Source organism: Streptosporangium sp. G12 (assembly GCF_052983175.1).
In genome coordinates this window covers 127,608-147,462 of record NZ_JBRIQO010000012.1, presented here as the reverse complement: position 1 = coordinate 147,462, position 19,855 = coordinate 127,608, and the positions used below count along the sequence as shown (strand labels likewise).

Genomic DNA, 19,855 nt, shown 5'->3' with positions numbered 1-19,855 from the left:
GGTGACACACACCGACAGTGAGGATCCCCGATGCGAGATCGGGCTGACTTCGAGCACTACGTGGAGCAGCGCTCGGCCCGCCTGTTACGGGCCGCATACCTGCTGTGCCGCGACCGGGGCACGGCGGAGGACCTGTTGCAGACGGCCCTGGCCAAGGCGTGGCTCGCCTGGCGGAGGGTGGGCGACGATCCGGACCCGTACGTCTACCGCATCCTGGTCAACACCCACGCCACCTGGTGGCGGCGCAGGTGGCGCGGAGAGGTGCCGAGCGCGGTCCTCCCCGAGGCGCCGGACGGCGACACGGTGGACGCCGTGGTGACGCGAGAGGCGGTCCGGCAGGTCCTGGCCGGACTTCCCGGCAGGCAGCGGGCCGTGATCGTCGCCGGCGTCCACCGGCGCGTCCGCGCGATCAGGCGTCGCCGCCGCTGGGTGGCGGGCGGCGCGGTCGCGGTGGCCCTCAACACACCCGCGGGCGGCGTCACGGACGACCTGGACGTCTGGACCGGCGTCATGGCCAGACCGTCCCCCACCGTCCCGACGACGTCACAGCCGCTGGGCGGACCATACCCCGGGGACGAGGTCGCGAGCGGCGGCTACAGGACCGGCGGGACGCGCGAGAGACTCCGGATCGAATCCGGGAGCGAGCTGCTGGGGGTGACCGTCCACTGCTCCGGGCCGCTGCGGCGAGCGATCGTCTGGATCGGCGACGGCCCTCCCCGACGGCACCTCTGCGGAACCGGTCCCGACGGATACCCCATGACGATCTTCAGGGAGACCCCGGGCGGCCAGGCGATCCGAGGTGGGGATCGCCTGGCCGGGGGGCGGTTCGTGTCCGCGGTCGTACTGCCCGGCGAGGTCGACAGGGCCGGCCGGACGGCCGGTGAACTCGTCGAGGAGATGGACGGCTTCTTCGAGGGATGGGAGGAGCAACTCGCCGAAGCGAAGTCCTTCCCTCTCGATTGGGCGCTCTCGGTGCGGGAGATGATCCCCTCGGTCTGCCGGGACAACGTACGCCAGCTGGATCCGCGCACCGGAGAGATGGTCCGCCTGACCTGCGAGGGCGGAACCACACCGCCGGGCGGTCCCTGAGATCCGCGCGGCTCCGCCCCCGCCGGCGTTCAGGCCGTGGCGAGCACAGGATGCCGGCGCGTGGCCCGCTCGTAGCGTTCGAGCAGCACCGCGGCGACCTCGGGGGCGGCGCCCAGCACGTCGGCGACGGCGTCGGCGCCCGCGGCCAGGGTCTCGCGGCGGATCTTGTCGGCGAAGTGGCCGGGGGCGAGCAGGTAGGGGGCGACCACGATCCGCGAGGCTCCCGAGCGTCGCAGGCGCAGCACGGCCTCCTCGGGGGTGGGGCCGGCGGCCGAGGCGTAGGCGGCGGTCACCGACCGCCAGCCGCGCGCCCTCGCCCAGTCCCCGGCGATCCCGGCGACCGTCGCGTTGGCCCGCCGGTCGCTGGAACCGGCCGAGACCAGCACCACGGCGGTGCCGGGCTCGCCCGGCTCCACGCCCGCCTCGGCCAGGCGCCGCTCCAGCGCGGTGACCAGCAGCGGGTGCGGGCCCAGCGTGGCGCCCGCGTGCACGCGCAGCAGGGGCCTGCGGGCCGTCGCCTCGGCCAGCGCGCCGGGGATGTCGACCCGGCTGTGGTAGGCCTCTGTGAGCAGCAGCGGCAGCACCGCAGCCTCGGCCAGCCCCGACAGCGCCATGGGAAGCGTCGGGGAGGCGTGGTCGAGGTAGGCGGTGCGTACGAGAAGCTCGGGCCGCGCACCCCGTACCAGGTCGAGCAGGTCCTCCACCGTCGCCGCGGCGCGCGGGTCACGGGACCCGTGCGCCACCGCGACCAGCGGTGTCCCGACAGCGGCGCCGGGGGCACGCCACGTCATACGTGCAGCCCGCACTCGGTCTTGCCCATGCCCGCCCAGCGACCGCTGCGCGGGTCCTCTCCCGGGGCGACCTGGCGGGTGCAGGGGGCGCAGCCGATCGAGGGGTAGTTGTCGTAGTGCAGCGGGTTGATCAGCACCCCGTTGTCGGCCATGTAGTTGTCGACGTCCTCCTGCGTCCACCGGGCGATCGGGTTGATCTTGACCATCTGGCGCTTGGCGTCCCACTCGACGACCTTGACGCCGGCGCGGGTGACGGCCTCATCGCGGCGGATGCCGGAGACCCAGGCGAGGTACGGTTCGAGGGCGCGGTTGAGCGGCTCGACCTTGCGCAGGTAGCAGCACAGGTCGGGGTTGCGCCCGAACAGGCGCGGACCCAGGTCGCGCTCCTGCTCGGCCACCGTGCGGGACGGCTTCACGTCGATCACGTTCACGTCGTAGACCTGCTGGACGGCGTCACGGGTGCCGATCGTCTCGGCGAAGTGGTAACCGGTGTCGATGAACAGCACGTCCACGCCCGGCTTGACCCGGCTGACCAGGTCGATCAGCAGGGCGTCGCTCATCGAGGCGGTCAGGCAGAGCCGGTCGCCGAAGGTCGCCGCCGCCCAGCGGATGATCTCGAGGGCCGAGGCGTCCTCGAGGAACCGCGCCGCGGACTCGACGATCTCCTGCAGATCGAGCGTCCCCCGCTGCTGACGTAATCCGACTTCGATGTCCACCAGTGTCATCGCTCGCTCACCCAATCCTCGTTCGCCGCGCGGGCAGATCGTGCCGCGCGGACCACTGCGCTCGTCGTCGTGCCGGGATCCGGCCGGGGTCCGGCCGGATCCACCGTGCGGGCCGTGCGGACCGCGGTGACCTCGCCGGCCGGAGAGGTCACCGCGGTCATCGCGTTCGCCGCGCCGGATTCGCCGCGCGTCACGAGCGCACCCCGATTCCGAGAAACTTCAATTTGAAGGCGCGCACGCACGACCGGCAGTACCAGCCGCCGTCGCCCTCGTAGGGCTCCAGGTCTTCCTCGCCGCAGTACGGGCAGTGGAAGGGAACGGCTCGCTCGCTCATCCGCTCCTCCTCGTCCCGGTGCGCGTCCGGCTCGTCTGGTTCGTCCGGCCCGTTCCCGGGAGGACGGCGTACCGGCCGTTCACTTCAGGTCCGTCTCGTCGGCGCGCTGCACCCAGTCGGAGAAGGTCTCCTCCTCGTCCTTCTGCTTCTCGAAGTTGCGGAGCACGCGCTCCACGTAGTCGGGAAGCTCCTCGGAGGTGGCCTTCAGGCCGCGGACCTTGCGGCCGAAGCCGGGGTTGACGCCCAGCGAGCCGCCCAGGTGGATCTGGAAGCCCTCGACCTGCTCGCCCTTGTCGTTGACGACGAGCTGGCCCTTGAGACCGATGTCGGCGACCTGGATGCGGGCGCAGGAGTTGGGGCAGCCGTTGACGTTGATGGTCAGCGGGCTCTTGAAGTCGGGCAGCCGCTGCTCCAGCTCGTCGATCAGGTCGGCCGCGGTGACCTTGGTCTCGACGATGGCCAGCTTGCAGAACTCGATCCCGGTGCACGCCATGGTCTGGCGGCGGAAGGTGGAGGGGTTGACCCGCAGGTCGCCCGCCTCCAGCTCGGCGACGAGGCTGTCGACCCTGTCGGGCGCCACGTCGAGGATGACCATCTTCTGCTCGACCGTGGTGTGCACCCGGTCGGAGCCGTGCCGCTCGGCGATGTCGGCGATCAGGTGCAGCTTGTCGCCGTCGAGGCGGCCGACCTTCGGGGCGAAGCCGACGTAGAAGTTGCCGTCCTTCTGCGGGAAGACGCCCACGTGGTCCCTGCGGCCGCCGCGCGGCGGCTCGGGCGCCGGGCCGTCGGGCAGGGTGTATCCCAGGTATTCCTTCTCCAGGATGTCGCGGAACTTCTCGACACCCCAGTCGTTGATCAGGAACTTGATCCTGGCCCGGTGGCGCAGCCGGCGGTAGCCGTAGTCGCGGAAGATGCCGATCACGCCGCCGTAGGCGGGGGCTACCTGCTCCGGGGTGAGGAAGACGCCGAGCCGCTTGCCCAGCATCGGGTTGGTGGACAGGCCGCCGCCCACCCACAGGTCGAAGCCGCGCTCGCCGCTCTCGTTCACGACGCCCACGAACGCCACGTCGTTGATCTCGTGCACGGTGCAGTGCGCCGGGCACCCGCTCACCGCGGACTTGAACTTGCGCGGCAGGTTGGAGAAGGCCGGGTCGCCGATGTAGGTGTCGTGGATCTCCTGGACCAGCGCGGAACCGTCGATGACCTCGTCGGTGTCGATCCCGGCCAGCGGGCAGCCCAGGATCACCCGCGGGGTGTCGCCGCAGGCCTCGGTGGTGGACAGGCCCACCGACTCCAGGCGCTCCCAGATGTCGGGGACGGCCTCGATCTCGATCCAGTGCAGCTGGATGTTCTGCCGGTCGGTGACGTCGGCGGTGCCGCGGCCGTAGAGGTTGGAGATGTCGGCGATGACGCGCAGCTGGGCCAGGTTGAGCCGGCCGCCGTCGATCCTGACGCGGAGCATGAAGTAGCGGTCGTCGAGCTCCTCCGGCTCCAGGATCGCGGTCTTGCCGCCGTCGATCCCGGGCTTGCGCTGGGTGTAGAGGCCGAACCAGCGCATCCGGCCGCGCAGGTCGGCGGGGTCGATGGAGTCGAAGCCGCGCTTGGAGTAGACGTCGATGATCCGTTGACGGACGTTGAGGCCGTCGTCGTTCTTCTTGTTCTCCTCGTTCTTGTTCAGGGGCTCGCGGTAGCCGAGAGCCCACTGACCTTCGCCGCGCGGGCGCTTGTGATGTCGATTCGCCGACCGGGCTGGGGTCGTCATGTGCGCGTCCTTATTGTGGCTCGATGGAATGATTTCCGGACGCGCACCGGCGGCACCTCCCGCCTCATCGTCGAGTGCGGGGGTTGATTACTCAGAAGAGGACGCCTGTTACGCGGCCGAGCTGGGTGAAATCAGCAGGGGGCGACGGTTAACGGACGTCACAACAGATGGCACTGTGGACACGCAGGAGGTCGACGTGGCGTCGCACGACGAGCAACGGGTCCGCTGGCATGTATACGACGATACCCCGGGCGTCGTGGATGTCCAATGTCAGTTCCACTATCTGGACGGGAACGTGGACGTCCGGTCGCGGGCGTAGGGATCCGGACCCGCGCCGGAGCACGGGGGCCGGGAGCGTCCGGAGTGCGGGGGTGCCGGCCCGCGCTGAGCGCCGGCCCGGCAGGGGAACCGGTCCGGCGCGGACGTCAGCCCGGGGAGGAGACCGGTCCAGAGGGGACACCGGTCCAGTGAGGAGACCGGTCCGGCGGGGACACCGGCCCGGCGGGGAGACCGGACGTTCCGCGGGCCGGGTCGTGGGTCATCCCTGGCGCGGCCAGTCCAGCGCCGACTCCCTGGGCTCGGGAGCGGGCTGGTGCTGGCAGTCGCACCACGAACCTCCCCGGCACTTCTCGTGCCGCCGCTCCTTGCAGTCTTCGCAGATCACGTGCAGTCCTCGCAGATCATGGGTCCATTCTGCGCTGTTCCTTCCAGAATATTACTCGGTTATCCTTGTCCGGGTCGAGACAGGGAGGCGTCATGGGGCTGATGGACGAGCTGCTGGCGGATCTGCGCGCCGAGACGGCCGAGTTCGACACCATGATCGGAGGCCTCGGCCCCGGCGAGTGGGAACTGCCCACCCCGGCCGAGGGCTGGGCGGTCCGGGACCAGGTCGGCCATCTCGCCTGGTTCGACGACGCCGCTTCCCTCTCCGCCGTCGATCCCGAGGCGTTCCGCGCCGCCCTGCCCGCGTTCCTCGCCCGCGGGGACTCCGCGGTGGACGAACTCGCCGCCGCCTCGCGCGGGCTGACCGCCGCCCGGCTCCACGAGTGGTTCCGCGAGGCGAGGGCCCGCTGCCTGGAGGCCTTCGCCCGGCTGGACGCCGGTGCCAGGCTGCCCTGGTACGGGCCGGAGATGTCGGCCGCGTCCTTCGTCACGGCGCGCCTGATGGAGACCTGGGCCCACGGGCAGGACGTGGCGGACGCGCTCGGTGTCGAGCGCGTGCCGACCGCCAGGCTCAGGCACGTGGCGACGCTCGGGGTGCGCGCGATGCCGTACGGCTTCGCGGTGCGCGGCCTGGAGCCGCCGTCGCGCCCGGTGCGGGTGGAGCTGACCATGCCCGACGGGTCGCCGTGGGAGGCCGGGCCCCCGGCCGCCGCCGACGTGGTCCGCGGGCCCATGCTCGACTTCTGCCTCCTGGTGGTCCAGCGCCGCCACCTCGCCGACACGTCCCTGCTGGTGCGCGGCGAGACCGCCCGGACGTGGACCGCGGTCGCCCAGGCCTTCGCCGGGCCGCCGGGCAAGGGGCGGGCCCCACTCGGGTGATCCGGCTCTTCCTGCCGATCATCGGCATCCCGCTGGGCCCGGCCGGCCTCAAGCCGATCCCGGTCTCCCCGCTGCCGCTGGGCGCGCGCATCGTCGACGCCGGCGACGCCGGGGCGTTCCACCACGGGTAGGTTTCGCCCCAGGCGGCGCGGGCAGGTGCGTGAGATTGGATCGTTGCCCGCCCGACTCGTGATCAAGCGCGGCTAGGAATACCGTTGTGTGGCATGACGTCCACTGATGCCCCGGCCCATCGGCCCGGGCCCGAGCGGCGCCCTCCGCGCGGGCCCGGGGTTCGCTGGCGCGCCGGGATCGCGTGGATCCGCGGTACGGACGTCTGGGCCAGGTTGCGGGCGTTGCGCGCGTGGATCCGCGGCACCGACGTGTGGACCCTGATCGTCGCCACCACGAACGCGGGCATCACCTATCGCGTCACCGGCCTGGCGGGCGAGGCGGCCTTCTTCGCGCTGCTGTCGCTGCCGCCGTTCATGCTCGGCCTGATCGGCGTGCTCGGCCAGCTGACCCGGGTGTTCGGCCCCGAGACGGTCAAGAACGTCAGCGTCTGGATCGACCAGCAGGCCCACCTGCTGTTCACCGACAGCGCCGTGGACACCGTCGTCACCCCCCTTCTCCAGGACGTGCTGAAGCCCGAGAACCAGGTCTCGCTGATCTCCCTGGGCTTCCTGCTCGCGCTCTGGTCGGGCTCGCGGGCGCTGTTCGTCTACGTCGACCTGATCTCGGTCGCCTACGGCCTCGGCGAGGAGCGCGGCATCATCCGCACCCGCCTGATGTCCTTCGGGTTCTATCTCGCGGGCCTGCTGATCGGGCTGGTGGTCATGCCCGTGCTCGTCCTCGGCCCGGCCGCGCTGCGCGGGGCCCTGCCGGCCGACTACACCGTGCTGGTCGACATCCTCTACTGGCCGGTGGTGATCATCGGTTCGGTGATCTTCCTTACCCTGCTCTACCACGTGAGCGTGCCCGTACGCACGCGCTGGTGGCGCGAGCTGCCCGGGGCGTTGCTCGCGCTCGTCATCTGGATCGTCTGCGCGGCCGTGCTACGCGCGGTCCTCGCCGCCTGGTTCTCGCCGGTCTCCATCTACGGCTCGCTCGCCGCCCCCATCGCCGTGCTGCTGTGGCTCTACATCACCGCGCTGGCCGTGCTCATCGGCGCCACGCTCAACGCCGAGGTCGACCGGCTCTGGCCTGTCGAGGGCGCAGGTCGCGCCGGGCGCGGAGCCCAGTCCGCTATCGTCTAAACCGCGACTGGCGCATAGGGTGGGAGAGACCACCGGGGAGCGAAAGGGCGAGGAGGCCGAGCGCCTGGGTCTTCGCGCGATGTCGACGATGACAGGGGAGTGAAGGCGCATGAGCGCTCTTTCCAGCGTGGATCCGCAGATCGCCGAGCTCATCAGGGCCGAGGAGCGGCGGCAGTCCGACACCGTCAAGCTGATCGCCTCGGAGAACTACGTCTCCAAGGCCGTCCTCGAGGCCACGGGCACCGTCCTGACCAACAAGTACTCCGAGGGCTACGCCGGCAAGCGTTACTACGAGGGCCAGCAGGTCATCGACCAGGTCGAGACCCTCGCCATCGACAGGGCCAAGGCCCTGTTCGGGGTGAACCACGCCAACGTGCAGCCCTACTCGGGCTCGCCCGCCAACCTCGCCATCTACCTGGCCTTCCTGAAGCCGGGCGAGACCGTGATGGGCATGGGCCTGCCGTTCGGCGGTCACCTGACCCACGGCTGGTCGGTCTCGGCCACCGGCAAGTGGTTCAACCCGGTCCGCTACGGCGTGCGGCAGGACACCGGCCGCGTGGACATGGACGAGGTACGCGAGATCGCCCTCCGCGAGCGTCCCAAGCTGATCTTCTGCGGTGGCACCGCGGTCCCGCGCACGATCGACTTCCCGGCCTTCGCCGAGATCGCCCGCGAGGTCGGGGCCGTGCTCGCCGCCGACATCGCGCACATCGCGGGCCTGGTGGCCGGCGGCGCCCACCCCTCGCCTGTCGGCCACGCGGACGTCATCTCCACCACCACCCACAAGACCCTGCGCGGTCCCCGGGGCGCCATGCTCATGGCCACCTCCGACGAGCACGCCACCGCCCTCAACAAGGCCGTCTTCCCCGGCCTGCAGGGCGGGCCGCACAACCACACCACCGCGGCCATCGCGGTGGCGCTCAAGGAGGCGTCGACCGACGACTTCAAGGACTACGCCCGCCAGGTCGTCCTGAACGCGCAGGCGCTGGCCGAGGAGCTTCTGGGCCGGGGCTTCGACCTGGTCTCCGGGGGCACCGACAACCACCTCATCCTGTTCGACCTCACCCCCAAGGGCATCGGCGGCAAGCCCGCCGCCCAGGCCCTGGACAAGGCCGGGCTGGAGACCAACTACAACAGCGTGCCCTTCGACACGCGCAAGCCGTTCGACCCCTCGGGCATCCGTATCGGCACCGCGGGCGTGACCAGCCGGGGCATGGGCGTCGCGGAGATGCGGCAGATCGGTGCCTGGATCGACCAGGTCGTCACCGCGCTGGCCAAGGACGAGGAAGAGGCCAAGCACGTGATCACCCGCGTCCACGGCGAGGTCAGGGAGCTCACCTCCCACTTCCCCGCCCCCGGTCTGTGACCGTGCCCGTGGCGTCCGGACCGCCGTTCTGATGACCTTCGCGGTTCGCGAGGTCTCCGGGGCGCCGTGACGCGCCGATCGACCACGTCGAGCGGGACGAGCAGGACGAGCGGGACGAGCGGGACGAGCAGGACGAGACGCCCGGCCGGGGACTCCCCGGCCGGGCGTTCTCGCGTCGCCGGGCGCCGTGGCGGCCGGAAGGTCCACCCCGGGGACGGAACCCGCCGCGCGGCACCGGGGCGGAGCGCGCCGGGCGCCGGCGGCGCCCGGGATTTCCGGGCCTCGGCCGTGGGAGGCGCGCCAAATGTGTTTGCGCCACAGGGGTGGCACTGCGCTAAGGTTCTCCCGAAGACGCCGTTCGAGAGACGCGCGGCCACGAGGCGACAGGAGGTGGGGACTATGCGGGTTGTTCTGGTGAGCCTGCCGTCCGTCAACCTCCGGGTGCCCGCCTAGCCGATTCGCGACAGGGCACCCGGCCTTCCACAAGGGTGCTTACGTTGTCTTCGCCAATCGTCTCTTCTTCATCCGTTCTCACCGCGCTCGGCTGGAACGACTCCTTCGCCGCCGAGCTTCCCGAGGGCCTGATCCCCGCCCGGGTGTCCCGCGTCGATCGCGGTGCCGCCGAGGTGCTGACGGCCTCCGGTCATCTCCGGGCCGACTACGGCGCCAGGGTGCGGCGCGACGCCGCCGCCGATCCCGTGGCCCTGCCCTGCGTCGGCGACTGGGCCGGGCTCCGCCGCCTGGCCGAGGGCCGCTTCGAGCTGGAGGCGCTGCTGCCCCGGCGCACCGCGTTCGTGCGCGGCGGCGTCGCCAGGGTCTCCAGGGGCGGGCTCTCCGGGGACTCCCAGGGCCAGGTGCTCGCCGCCAACGTCGACGTCGTGTTCGTCGCCGAGCCCGCCCTGCACGCCACCGACACCGCCGACCTGGGCAGGATCGAGCGGCTGCTCGCGCTCGCCTGGGAGAGCGGTGGCCGTCCCGTGGTGCTCGTCACCAAGTCCGACCTGATCGGCGAGGGCCTCGACTTCCTGATGGACGAGGTCGCCTCGGCGGCGCCGGGTGTGGACGTGCACCCGATCTGCTCCGTCACGGGCGAGGGCGTCGACATCGTCCGCGGATACCTGGGGGGCACGCGCACCGCGGTGGTGCTCGGCGCCTCGGGGGCGGGCAAGTCGACGCTCGTCAACGCCCTGGCGGGGGAGGGGGTCATGGAGACCCAGCAGGTCAGGGCCGGTGACGGCCGGGGCCGTCACACCACCGTGCACCGCGAGCTCATCCCGCTCGCGGGGGGCGGGCTCATCATCGACACCCCGGGCATCCGCCGCGTCGGCCTGTACGACATGGGCGAGGGCGTGGACATGGTCTTCTCGGACCTGGAGGAGCTCGCCGAGCGGTGCCGGTTCGGCGACTGCCGCCACGACAGCGAGCCGGGCTGCGCCGTGATCGCCGCGATCGAGGACGGCACGCTTCCCGAGCGGCGGCTGGAAAGCTGGAACAAGCTCCAGAGGGAGGCCGCGTGGATGGCGTCCAGGAGTGACGCGCGGCTCCGCAAGGAGCTGCAGAACAAGTGGAAGGTCATCCACAAGGAGATGCGGAAGACGGGCCGTAACCGGCCCTGAGCCGAGGGGAAAACCCGCCGTGCGGTCACCCGTCCTAGGGGCCGCACGAGCGGGGCCCGACACGACAACGTGTGATCTCGCAGGGGGTGCGCGAGATCACACGTGCGGGGGAAGCCGGGTGGAGGTACTGCTCAGGCGACGGCACTGATGCCGGCGCTGGCGGCGCGGCGCATACGACGGCGACGCTCGGAGGCGCGCTCGTCCTCGTTCAGACCGCCCCAGGTGCCGTACTTCTCCGGACGGGAAAGCGCGTAGTCCAGGCACTCTGCGCGAACGGGGCACTGGGCGCAGATCGCCTTGGCCTTACGCTCACGGATGTCACGCTCGGGCTGGCGCTCGCCGTCGGGGCCGAAGAAGAGCACGAGGTCCTCGCCCCGGCACGCGGCGTCATCCTGCCAGCCCCAGCTGGGCCGAGGCCGGGCGGTCTGCCGACGTACCTGAGACATGAGAAAACCACCTTATAGTGAGAGGTATTTCTGGTTAATGCCGCATTGGACGCTTGTGACGTCCCTGGGTCCAACGCCTGGATTGGCCGTGATGTTCCCTCAGGTCAGGTCAGAGCGGACGTGGCGTACCGCACAGGGGTGAGCCTGTCCAGCGTGACCAGCCGGTAGGTAGTGATCGTATCGGCGCAAGCCGTACCGCATGGCGTTGTCAGCGTCATGGGCTCAACCACTACCCGAAAACGAGCGCCACTACCGCGCACAAATGCCTCGGTGACGGCGCCGTCCAACCTGGAGGATTCCACGGCCACTCCGCCAACCGAGAGATCACCCGTATGAATGCGGATGAAATGCTCAGCGGCCTGCAGTGGCTCAGGGATGCCTGCGCGTCCCCGGAAACGGTCGAGGATGACCTCGCCGGACCGGTACGCGTCGGCTGCCGCGATCGCAGCAGCCTGAGACATGCTGCCGTAGTAAAGCCCGTGTGGCAAGCACACGAGGTTGGCGGCGTATCGATCGCCGCCAACATGTGATGTTTCCCATACTGTGTCCGGCAACGTTTTTGCCAAGGACCGAGCTAGGGGTAGTCCAATGCGGGCGCAGCACGCGTTGCGCTTGGCATGCGTGCAGACCAGAAAAACCGGCTCACTCACAAGTATGCAGGACTCCGGGACCACTCCGGCCACCACGCTGTCAAGGTTAAGATCGTCCGGATCTGCGATGACGCCTTCGGCGATCCATGGCTCGGCGGACCCGGAGTCGGCGACCATGACGTGGATGCCGGTTTCCTCGAGGTTCCTGCGTCCGGGACGACGGATCAGCTGGGGCCGGATGCCGAGCCGCGTGGCGCGTTTGATAAGGATGTGGACATCCTCGGGGAGGCTGCAGTCCTCCAGGTGGGAGGCCCAGGGGCCGGAGTGCTCGATGAGCAGCCAGAAACGGGCTCCGACGGTCGCGCTGGCGTGGACCGGCAGCTCGCCGGTGTGACAGCCCGGTGGGTGCGCGCACCCCTTGACCGTCGTATCCGCCCTGCTCACGACACTCCCCGCGCTCACGCTCTCTCCTCGCTCTGACTTAGGTAAGACTAACCTAACAGCCTGATCGACGTGGCGAAGAGTAAAACGATCACAGGGATGTAAAGGCGATGCGCCCGCCGCGGGGAGTACGCAGAAGGCAGCCGGCGTCCGCGGGAGGCGGCCGTGTGCCTGCGGGAGGCGGGTGTTCGCGGGAGAGCGCGGAGGAAGCCCGCGGGGAGGGATCCCCGTGGGCTCGGCGGCCTCCCGGGCGCCGGTGGACGGGCGCGGGCGTCAGTAGGCCAGCGCGGCGCGTGCCAGGGGAAGGGCCGCGGCGCGGTCCTGCGGGACGAGGCCGATCCTGGTCCGCCGGTCGAGGAGATCGTCCACGTCCAGGGCGCCCTCGTGCCTGACCGCCCAGACGAGCTCGGCCCCGGTGACCCCCGTCGGCCCGGACTCGGCCAGCCAGGGCTCCTGCGCCATCAGGGCCCGTACGGCGCCCGCCTCGCTCCCGTACCGCTCCAGCAGCCGATCCGGCTCCCGGACCTTCTCGCCGTCCGCGCCCTTCCCGCTCTTCGTTCCGCCCGCGCCGTTCGTGCCGCCCGCGCCCTCGGGGCCGTCCGCCGGGACGGCCCCGACCAGGGGCAGTTCCGCCGTGCGGCTGCGTCCCGCGTCGAGCCGGCCCAGCGACACGGCCCGGTCGACCGCGTCCTCGGCCATCCGCCGGTACGTGGTCAGCTTGCCGCCCACGATCGTCACCATCCCGTCCGGCGTGGTCAGCAGCGCGTGCCTCCTGGACAGGTCGGCGGTGCGGCCGTCGGCGGCGAGCAGGGGCCGCAGCCCCGCGTAGGTCCCGGCGACGTCCTCGCGCCGGACCGGCTCCTCCAGTACGGAGTTCAGGACGGCCAGCAGGAAGGTCACGTCCTCCTCCGGCACCGGGGGGACGTCCGGGACGGGGCCGTCCACCGGCTCGTCGGTGAGGCCGACGTGGACCCGTCCGTCGGGCTGGGGGAGAACCAGGGCGAAGCGATTGCTCTCCCCGGGAATCGGCACGTGCAGTCCCGCGGCCAGGCCCGGCAGCGTCTCGGGCCGCAGCACCAGGTGGGTGCCGCGCGAGGGGCGCAGCCGGATGCCCGGGTGCAGCCCGGCGGCCCAGACGCCGGTGGCGTTGACCACCGTCCTGGCCCGGATCGTGAAGGTGTCCCCGCCGAGCTCGTCGCGGACCAGCGCGCCGTCGCCGGACAGCTCCAGCGCCCGGCAGCGCGTCAGTATCCTCGCCCCCTGGGCGGCGGCCGTCCTGGCCACGGTGACCACCAGGCGGGCGTCGTCGGCCAGCCGCCCGTCCCACGACAGCAGGGCGCCGCGCAGTCCTCGCGAGGTCAGCGGCGAGGCGAGGGCGAGGGCCTGCGCGGCGGAGATCCGCGAGGGGCCGGGCAGGAGGTGACGCGGCGTGCGCGCGGCGATGCGCAACCCCTCGCCGGCGCGGTACCCGGTCATCACCAGTGCCGCGTGACGGCGGGAGACCTCAGGGACCAGCGGCAGCAGGTAGGGGTGGGCCCTGACCAGGTGCGGCGCGGTGCGCCCGAGCAGGTGGCCGCGCTCCACCGCGCTCTCGTACGCCACCCCGACCTGCCCTTTGGCCAGGTAGCGGAGCCCGCCGTGGATCATCTTGGAACTCCACCGGGAGGTCCCGAAGGCCATGTCGTGGGCGTCGATCGCGGCCACGGAAAGGCCCCGGGAGGCCGCGTCGAGCGCGACCCCGGCGCCGGTGGCGCCCAGACCCACCACCAGCACGTCCACCACGAGGTCGCGCACCTCGGCCAGCTCGCGTTCGCGGCGGGCGGCGTTGAGGGAGGAGTTCACGGTCGCAGATACCTTTCCAGGAGCGTGGTGAGCTCGGCGTCCAGGTCGTCCAGGTCGTCCAGGCCGACCGGGCCGAGCATGGTCGGGCCCGAGATCAGGAACGACTGGGCGGTCAGCAGCACGGCCCTGGACAGTCTCGCCGGGTCACCGGGGCGCACGGCGCCCTCCCGCTGGCCCCGGACGATCGCGGCCTCGACGAGCGTGAGCATGGCCTCGTGGCTGGCGCCCCTGCGGTCGAGCAGGTAGGGCAGGAGCAGCTCCGGGTCGACCTCGACGATCTTCCGCCAGAGCGGGTGGCCGCGCAGCGCCCGCACCACCGCCACCGACGAGGCGACCGGGTCCTCGGTCGCGAACCGGTCCGCGACGCGCACCCACTCGCGGGTCATCAGGTCGGCGACGAGGGTGCGCACGTCGGGCCAGCGGCGGTAGATCGTCATGCGGGAGAGCCCGGCCCTGCGCGCCACGTCGGTGAGCGTGGTGCGCCGCACCCCCACCGCGAGGACCGTCTCCCGGGCGGCGTCCAGAACCCGGTCGGTGCGCTCTGCGTCTGCATTGTGACGAATAGACGTCATATGTCACAGTGTAAGGGTGGAAAATCCGACGAGTGCTGCAGATCCCATGCTCTGGTCCGGCTGGGGTGACCCCGGCAAGGCCGCCGACCTGCCGGAACCGGTCAGAAAACTGCTCCAGGACGTGCTGGGCGTGCGCCCGCGGCAGGACCGGGCCGCCGAGCTCGGCGAGGTGCGGCTGCCCGCCGTGACCCTCTCCCCGCCCGTCCTGGCGGAGCTGCGCGGCGTCGTCGGCGCCGGCCACGTGCGCTCCGACGACGAGGCCCGCGTCCGGCACACCCGGGGCAAGTCCACCCCCGACTTGATGCGCATGCGCGCCGGAGACGGCTCCGACGCGCCCGACGCCGTGGTGCTGCCCGGTTCCCACCGGGAGGTGCTGGAGGTGCTGGCGGCCTGCGCCGCGCACCGGGTCGCGGTGGTCCCGTTCGGTGGCGGGACCTCCGTGGTCGGCGGCCTGGTCGCGGACCGGCGGGGCTTCGCCGGTGTCGTCGCGCTGGACCTGGCCAGGCTGGACCGGCTGGTCGCCGTCGACGCGGAGTCGATGGTCGCCGAGATGGAGCCGGGACTGCGGGCCCCGGAGGCCGAGCGGCTTCTGGCCGGGCACGGATTCACCCTAGGTCACTTCCCGCAGTCGTTCGAATACGCCACACTGGGGGGCTTCGCCGCGGCCCGCTCCAGCGGCCAGGCCTCGGCCGGGTACGGGCGCTTCGACGACATGGTGGTCGGCATGACCGTGGCCACTCCGCGCGGCACCCTGGAACTCGGCCGGGCGCCCAAGTCGGCGGCCGGGCCCGACCTGCGCCAGGTGATCCTCGGCTCCGAGGGCGCCTTCGGCGTGATCACCTCCCTGCGGCTCCGCGTCCGGCGCGCGCCCGCCGAGCGGGTCTACGAGGGGTGGCGGTTCGCGTCGTTCGCGGAGGGAACGGCCGCGCTGCGACACCTCGTCCAGGAGGGTGTCGTGCCCACCGTGCTGCGCCTGTCCGACGAGACCGAGACCATGGTCGGCCTGGCCCGCCCCGGCGAGATCGGCGCCTCGCCGACCGGCGCGGGCTGCCTGGCGATCGCCGGGTACGAGGGCTTCTCCGAGGTGCGCGCGCTGCGGGAGCGGGTCGCCGCCGTGCTGTCGGGCCTCGGCGGCGTCCACCTCGGCACGGAGCCGGGGGAGTCGTGGGCCCGCGGGCGCTACTCCGCGCCCTACCTGCGCGACTCGCTGCTCGCCGCCGGGGCGACCGTCGAGACGCTGGAGACGGCCGGGTTCTGGTCCAACCTGCCCCGCCTCTACGACGCCGTACGGCTCTCGCTGCACGCCTCGCTCGGCTCGCCGCTGGTGATGTGCCACATCTCCCACGTGTACGGCACCGGCGCCTCCCTGTACTTCACGGTCGTCACGGCGCAGGGCGACGACCCCGTCGGGCAGTGGGAGGCGGCCAAGCGGTCGGTCAACGAGGCGATCGTCGCCGCCGGGGGCACCGTCTCGCACCACCACGGCGTCGGCCGCGACCACCGGGAGGCCTACGCGACCGAGATCGGCGACCTGGGCGTGGAGATCCTGCGCGGGATCAAGGACCGGCTCGACCCCGAGGGCGTCCTCAACCCCGGCGTTCTCGTCCCTCCGGGGAGGTGACGGGTACGGGTTCGACCGGGGAGGGGCGATCGGGAGGGTCCGGCCGACGAGCTCGTCCCGGAAGGTCAACCGGCGACCACGAGCTTCTCCATGGCCTCGCGGAGCGGCCCGGGGATCCCGGCCGGCCGGCGTGTCTCCCGGTCGACGAACACGTGGACGAAGTGGCCCTCCGCCACGACCGTCTCGCCGTCCTCGCGGAACAGCCCCAGCTCGTACCGGACGCTGGAGCGGCCCAGGCGGCCGACCCGCAGCCCGACCCTGACGGCCTCGGGGAAGGACACCGAGGCCCGGTAGACGCAGTGCGACTCGACGCACAGGCCGATGGCGTCGCCGCCGTGGATGTCCAGGCCTGCGGTCCTGATCAGCCAGGTGTTGATCACCGTGTCCATCATCGAGTAGTGGACGGCGTTGTTGACGTGGCCGTAGACGTCGTTGTCCTTCCACCTGGTCGGAACCGTCTCCCAGTAGGCGTACACAGTAGAACCATATTCCAGAGGGGGTCGCTCCGGGTCCGCCTGACGATTTCCGAACAAGCCTGCCTTGATAGTGAAATTTCACTTCATTGAGTGATCCATCAAATCTAGGATCACCAGCGTGACGGCATACGGACTCCCTCCCGTTCTCGGCCTCGACCGCGGGGATCCGACCGAGCTCGGCCCCTACCGCATCGCCGGCCGCCTGGGCAGGGGCGGGATGGGCACGGTCTACCTCGCCGAGGGGCCGTCGGGGCCGGTGGCCGTCAAGGTGATCAACGCGCACCTGGCCGCGGACCGGGAGTTCGTGGCCAGGTTCAGGAACGAGGTGGCCGCGGCGCGCAAGGTCAGCCGGTTCTGCACCGCGCCGGTCCTGGACGCCAGGCTGGAGGGCGAGCCGCTCTGGGTGGTGACGGAGTACGTCGCCGGCCCCGACCTGGCCCGCGTGCTGCGTGACCACGGGCCGCTGAGCGGATCCAACCTGGAGGCGCTGGCCGTCGGGGTGGCGACCGCGCTCACCGCGATCCACGGCGCGGGGATCGTCCACCGCGACCTCAAGCCCGCCAACGTGCTGCTCTCCCCGCTGGGGCCGCGGGTGATCGACTTCGGCATCGCGCGGGCCCTGGCCGCGGAGGACGGGCAGACCGCGACGGGCCACATCCTCGGCACCCCCGAGTACATGGCCCCCGAGCTGGTCTCGGGGGAGCGGGCGGGCCCGCCCGCCGACGTCTTCGCCTGGGGATGCGTGGTGGCCGCCGCCGCGACGGGCAGGTCGCCCTTCTCCTCCAGGACCGTCCCCGAGGCGCTCTACCGCGTCGTGCACGACGTTCCCCGGCTGGACGACGTCGACCCCGCGCTGCGCGGCGTGGTCGAGGCCGCGCTCGCCAAGGACCCCGCGGCCCGGCCGACCGTCAGGGAACTGCTGGCCGGGCTGGTCGGGCGGAGCGACGCGGAGGACACCGCCAAGGTGGCGGGCACGCTGCGGCTGAACCTCTCCGGCCTCGTCCCGCAGGCCGCGCGGACCGTCGTGGACCCGGCGGACGGGCCGGGCGGCGCGGGCCCGGCGGTGTGGCGGTGGCGCCCGGTGGTCATCGGGGCCGCGGCGGCCGGAGTCCTGCTGCTGGCGGCGGTCGCCGTGGTCGGGAGCCGCCTGGTCTCCGGCGGACCGCCCGAGATCACCGACGTGCTGTACCGGGAGGGCTTCTCCGCCGACACCTCGGGCTGGTCCAGCGGCCTCACCGGCCTCAACACCTCGTACGGCTACACGGGGGACGGCCGCTACACGATGCTCACCGACGGCTCCAGCGTCGACCGGTGGGCCGGCGCGGTCGTCAACGCCGAGATCCCGGACCGGGTGCTGATCGGCGTCAAGACCGAGATCGTCCAGGGGGGGAGGAACGGCGCGTGGGCGGGGATCTACTGCGAGTACTCCAAGGACAGGAATCCCGAGAACTCCTTCTACTACTCGCTGGAGTTCGGCCCGGACGGCAGGGCCAGGATCGGCAAGGCGGTGGCGGGAAGGACCTGGGACCTCACGGCCGACCTGCCGATCCCGGGATTCGGCAAGGGCCCCGTCACGCTGCGGGCACGGTGCGAGCGCGGCGACGGTGAGGTGCGGGTGGGACTGTGGGCCGGTGACCACCTCGTGGCGGAGGTGGTGGACACCGAGGTCAAGGAGGCCACCGGCCGGCCCGGCTTCGGCCTGCACGTCCAGCAGCGTTCCGACGCGGAGGCCGCGACCCGGGCGTACTTCGACGACTTCGAGATCGGCCGCCTCCCCTGAGCCGTCGCGGGCCTTCTCGCGTTTCCCCGTGCTTCCCCGTGCTTTCCGAAGAGGACGTGCGGCCCTTTAAGATCATTGCCAAGATATGGGACATGGTTGACATAGGACAGGCGGCGGAGCGCGGGCGTGAGGCCTCCTCCCGGGTGTCGAAGGAGGGCGCGGGCTGGTCCTGCGCCCAGACGGGTACCTTCACGGACCTGCTGCCCAGCAAGGAGACCTTCTCCTGGCTGAACCCGCGCACCATCTGGCGGTCGCGGAACGAGGTCCTCGCGATCCTGTTCGGAGACCCCTCGGGGCAGGTGCGGGCGCGCTGGGTGGGCTCCCAGCGGGACCGGGGCGTCGACCCCTCCTTCCGCATCCCGATGGACGTCGGCCCCGAGTTCTCCTTCCTGGTCCTCGGCGACACGGGGGAGGGCGACGCCTCGCAGTACGCCGTGGTGCCGGGCATGCTCAAGATCGGCGAGGACACCGCCTTCGCGGTCGTCGCCAGTGACGTGATCTACCCCACCGGCTCGGGCAACGAGTACGAGGACAAGTTCTTCCGCCCGTACCAGGGCTACCGGGCGCCGATCTACGCGATCCCCGGCAACCACGACTGGTACGACGGGCTCGGCGGCTTCATGCGCGTCTTCTGCGACGCCCCGGCGCTGGCGGCCGAGAACGAGGGGTTCAAGCTGTCGCCCTCGGGGCTGCGCGGCCTGCTCTGGCGCAAGCCCGAGAAGATCGACGAGGCCCGGCTGGCCAGGGCGCGCGAGTGGCGGGCGCGGCCCGAGCAGCGGGTCGTGCAGCCCGCCCCCTACTGGGCGATGGAGACTCCGGGGCTGCTCATCGTCGGCGTGGACACCGGGATCCGCGGTGACATCGACAGGGAGCAGGCCGAATGGCTGCGCACGGTCTCCCGCGACCCCCGGCCCAAGGTGCTGATCACCGGGAAGCCCATCTACACCCGTAACGACCACAAGCCGTCGAAGCTGGCCGGCGGCGGCACCATCGACGACATCGTCACCGATCCCGCGCACAACTACGTCGCGGCGATAGGCGGCGACGTGCACAACTACCAGCGCTTCCCGATCAAGGTCGGGGAGCGGACCATCCAGTATCTCGTGGCGGGCGGCTCCGGGGCCTTCATGCACGCCACCCACACCATCCCGAGGGTCACCGTCGGCGGCCTGGACGAGGACGACTACCGCTGTTACCCGCTGCGCGGCGACTCGCTGTCGTTCTACAGCAGGCTCTACAGCGACCGGCTGCGCATGCGCTGGCTCTACCTCACGCCCGACGAGAGCGCGGCGCTGATGTCCCGCCGGATCGGCAACACCCCGGTGCGGGACACCCCGGCCGTGCCGATCACCCGGCGGATGAGGTGGGCGGCCCGGATCCTCGGTGGCTGGCCGATGCCGCTGCGGCTGCCCGTGGGCAGGACCTTCCACCGCTACCTGTCGGAGCTGTCCGACTGGGACACCCCGCCGTTCTTCAAGAGCTTCCTGCACATCTCGGTGACCCCGGAGGTCCTGACGATCCGCTGCTTCGCCGCCACCGGCTGCCTGCAGCAGGAGATCGAACCCCCGATCGAGGACGAGATCGCCATACCGCTCGTCTGATCGAGAAT

At 71.6% G+C, this 19,855-nt stretch carries 20 protein-coding genes and 1 riboswitch; of the genes, 9 read left to right on the top strand and 11 right to left on the bottom strand.

From position 1 onward, the window contains the following. The first annotated feature begins 30 nt into the window (after positions 1-30). Positions 31-1,089: a sigma factor gene (locus tag ACVCAG_RS19740; protein WP_440084765.1), complete on the top strand. Its 1,059-nt coding sequence runs from the start codon at positions 31-33 to the stop codon at positions 1,087-1,089. A 29-nt stretch (positions 1,090-1,118) separates the two neighbouring features. Here ACVCAG_RS19740 and ACVCAG_RS19735 read toward each other — a convergent pair whose 3' ends face one another. From ACVCAG_RS19735 to ACVCAG_RS19710, 6 genes are all read right to left on the bottom strand, one after another. Further along, on the bottom strand, positions 1,119-1,880 hold the full coding sequence (locus ACVCAG_RS19735; RefSeq protein ID WP_440084764.1) for a CbiX/SirB N-terminal domain-containing protein: 762 nt from the start codon (positions 1,878-1,880) through the stop codon (positions 1,119-1,121). Next, positions 1,877-2,605 (bottom strand): phosphoadenylyl-sulfate reductase, encoded by a 729-nt coding sequence (locus tag ACVCAG_RS19730; protein ID WP_344746662.1) that lies wholly within the window; start codon positions 2,603-2,605, stop codon positions 1,877-1,879. Before ACVCAG_RS19730 ends, ACVCAG_RS19735 begins: the two co-directional genes overlap by 4 nt. Next, complete coding sequence (locus ACVCAG_RS19725; RefSeq protein ID WP_440084763.1) at positions 2,602-2,799, bottom strand: hypothetical protein; 198 nt, start codon at positions 2,797-2,799, stop codon at positions 2,602-2,604. The genes ACVCAG_RS19730 and ACVCAG_RS19725 overlap by 4 nt, the downstream gene beginning before the upstream one ends. After that, positions 2,796-2,939, bottom strand: a complete 144-nt coding sequence (locus ACVCAG_RS19720) for a hypothetical protein (protein WP_012893136.1) — start codon at positions 2,937-2,939, stop codon at positions 2,796-2,798. The genes ACVCAG_RS19725 and ACVCAG_RS19720 overlap by 4 nt, the downstream gene beginning before the upstream one ends. Positions 2,940-3,018: 79 nt before the next feature. Further along, positions 3,019-4,701 carry a nitrite/sulfite reductase gene (locus tag ACVCAG_RS19715; protein WP_440084762.1) on the bottom strand — a complete coding sequence of 561 codons (1,683 nt, stop codon included), beginning with the start codon at positions 4,699-4,701 and terminating at the stop codon, positions 3,019-3,021. 538 nt (positions 4,702-5,239) lie between these two features. After that, positions 5,240-5,365, bottom strand: a complete 126-nt coding sequence (locus ACVCAG_RS19710) for a hypothetical protein (RefSeq protein WP_440064229.1) — start codon at positions 5,363-5,365, stop codon at positions 5,240-5,242. A gap of 92 nt (positions 5,366-5,457) precedes the next feature. Between ACVCAG_RS19710 and ACVCAG_RS19705 the strand changes: the two genes are divergently transcribed. The 5 genes from ACVCAG_RS19705 (at position 5,458) to rsgA (ending at position 10,478) form a co-directional block, all read left to right on the top strand. Next, positions 5,458-6,243: a TIGR03084 family metal-binding protein gene (locus ACVCAG_RS19705; protein ID WP_440084761.1), complete on the top strand. Its 786-nt coding sequence runs from the start codon at positions 5,458-5,460 to the stop codon at positions 6,241-6,243. After that, on the top strand, positions 6,240-6,374 hold the full coding sequence (locus tag ACVCAG_RS19700; RefSeq protein ID WP_440084760.1) for a hypothetical protein: 135 nt from the start codon (positions 6,240-6,242) through the stop codon (positions 6,372-6,374). The genes ACVCAG_RS19705 and ACVCAG_RS19700 overlap by 4 nt, the downstream gene beginning before the upstream one ends. 93 nt (positions 6,375-6,467) lie before the next feature. Next, positions 6,468-7,496 (top strand): YihY/virulence factor BrkB family protein, encoded by a 1,029-nt coding sequence (locus tag ACVCAG_RS19695; protein ID WP_362681055.1) that lies wholly within the window; start codon positions 6,468-6,470, stop codon positions 7,494-7,496. Then, a riboswitch (ZMP/ZTP riboswitch) is annotated at positions 7,490-7,573 on the top strand. It overlaps the preceding gene by 7 nt. A gap of 32 nt (positions 7,574-7,605) precedes the next feature. Further along, a complete protein-coding gene (gene glyA, locus ACVCAG_RS19690) occupies positions 7,606-8,862 on the top strand; it encodes a serine hydroxymethyltransferase (RefSeq protein WP_362681052.1) in 1,257 nt (418 codons plus the stop codon). A 497-nt stretch (positions 8,863-9,359) separates the two neighbouring features. Further along, positions 9,360-10,478, top strand: a complete 1,119-nt coding sequence (gene rsgA, locus ACVCAG_RS19685; protein ID WP_440084759.1) for a ribosome small subunit-dependent GTPase A — start codon at positions 9,360-9,362, stop codon at positions 10,476-10,478. A 131-nt stretch (positions 10,479-10,609) separates the two neighbouring features. Here rsgA and ACVCAG_RS19680 read toward each other — a convergent pair whose 3' ends face one another. The 4 genes from ACVCAG_RS19680 to ACVCAG_RS19665 all read right to left on the bottom strand — a co-directional run bounded on the left by ACVCAG_RS19680 (position 10,610) and on the right by ACVCAG_RS19665 (position 14,369). Beyond that, positions 10,610-10,924 (bottom strand): WhiB family transcriptional regulator, encoded by a 315-nt coding sequence (locus tag ACVCAG_RS19680; RefSeq protein ID WP_012893126.1) that lies wholly within the window; start codon positions 10,922-10,924, stop codon positions 10,610-10,612. A gap of 104 nt (positions 10,925-11,028) precedes the next feature. Next, the gene (locus ACVCAG_RS19675) at positions 11,029-11,976 is read right to left on the bottom strand and encodes a sucrase ferredoxin (RefSeq protein WP_440084758.1); all 948 of its coding nucleotides are present in this window, start codon (positions 11,974-11,976) and stop codon (positions 11,029-11,031) included. A gap of 252 nt (positions 11,977-12,228) precedes the next feature. Then, positions 12,229-13,797, bottom strand: a complete 1,569-nt coding sequence (locus ACVCAG_RS19670; protein ID WP_440084757.1) for an FAD-dependent oxidoreductase — start codon at positions 13,795-13,797, stop codon at positions 12,229-12,231. Further along, positions 13,794-14,369, bottom strand: a complete 576-nt coding sequence (locus ACVCAG_RS19665; protein WP_440084756.1) for a TetR family transcriptional regulator — start codon at positions 14,367-14,369, stop codon at positions 13,794-13,796. The genes ACVCAG_RS19670 and ACVCAG_RS19665 overlap by 4 nt, the downstream gene beginning before the upstream one ends. A 46-nt stretch (positions 14,370-14,415) precedes the next feature. Here ACVCAG_RS19665 and ACVCAG_RS19660 point away from each other — a divergent pair, with 46 nt between their 5' ends. Then, a complete protein-coding gene (locus tag ACVCAG_RS19660) occupies positions 14,416-15,990 on the top strand; it encodes an FAD-linked oxidase C-terminal domain-containing protein (RefSeq protein ID WP_440084755.1) in 1,575 nt (524 codons plus the stop codon). A gap of 65 nt (positions 15,991-16,055) precedes the next feature. Here ACVCAG_RS19660 and ACVCAG_RS19655 read toward each other — a convergent pair whose 3' ends face one another. Next, complete coding sequence (locus ACVCAG_RS19655; RefSeq protein ID WP_362681037.1) at positions 16,056-16,466, bottom strand: acyl-CoA thioesterase; 411 nt, start codon at positions 16,464-16,466, stop codon at positions 16,056-16,058. Positions 16,467-16,584: 118 nt separating this feature from the next. Between ACVCAG_RS19655 and ACVCAG_RS19650 the strand changes: the two genes are divergently transcribed. Beyond that, entirely contained in the window at positions 16,585-18,246 is a 1,662-nt protein-coding gene (locus ACVCAG_RS19650) for a protein kinase domain-containing protein (protein WP_440084754.1), read from the top strand. 92 nt (positions 18,247-18,338) lie between these two features. Continuing rightward, positions 18,339-19,847 (top strand): metallophosphoesterase, encoded by a 1,509-nt coding sequence (locus ACVCAG_RS19645; protein WP_440084753.1) that lies wholly within the window; start codon positions 18,339-18,341, stop codon positions 19,845-19,847. The last annotated feature ends 8 nt before the right edge of the window (positions 19,848-19,855 follow it).

Bases quoted from the DNA above. Each gene is read 5' to 3' on its own strand.
- ACVCAG_RS19680 (WP_012893126.1), bottom strand. From the start codon at position 10,924: ATGTCTCAGGTACGTCGGCAGACCGCCCGGCCTCGGCCCAGCTGGGGC.
- ACVCAG_RS19715 (WP_440084762.1), bottom strand. From the start codon at position 4,701: ATGACGACCCCAGCCCGGTCGGCGAATCGACATCACAAGCGCCCGCGC.
- ACVCAG_RS19695 (WP_362681055.1), top strand. From the start codon at position 6,468: ATGACGTCCACTGATGCCCCGGCCCATCGGCCCGGGCCCGAGCGGCGC.
- glyA (WP_362681052.1), top strand. From the start codon at position 7,606: ATGAGCGCTCTTTCCAGCGTGGATCCGCAGATCGCCGAGCTCATCAGG.
- ACVCAG_RS19645 (WP_440084753.1), top strand. From the start codon at position 18,339: ATGGTTGACATAGGACAGGCGGCGGAGCGCGGGCGTGAGGCCTCCTCC.
- ACVCAG_RS19705 (WP_440084761.1), top strand. From the start codon at position 5,458: ATGGGGCTGATGGACGAGCTGCTGGCGGATCTGCGCGCCGAGACGGCC.
- ACVCAG_RS19730 (WP_344746662.1), bottom strand. From the start codon at position 2,605: ATGACACTGGTGGACATCGAAGTCGGATTACGTCAGCAGCGGGGGACG.
- ACVCAG_RS19665 (WP_440084756.1), bottom strand. From the start codon at position 14,369: ATGACGTCTATTCGTCACAATGCAGACGCAGAGCGCACCGACCGGGTT.
- ACVCAG_RS19720 (WP_012893136.1), bottom strand. From the start codon at position 2,939: ATGAGCGAGCGAGCCGTTCCCTTCCACTGCCCGTACTGCGGCGAGGAA.
- ACVCAG_RS19660 (WP_440084755.1), top strand. From the start codon at position 14,416: ATGCTCTGGTCCGGCTGGGGTGACCCCGGCAAGGCCGCCGACCTGCCG.
- ACVCAG_RS19735 (WP_440084764.1), bottom strand. From the start codon at position 1,880: ATGACGTGGCGTGCCCCCGGCGCCGCTGTCGGGACACCGCTGGTCGCG.
- ACVCAG_RS19740 (WP_440084765.1), top strand. From the start codon at position 31: ATGCGAGATCGGGCTGACTTCGAGCACTACGTGGAGCAGCGCTCGGCC.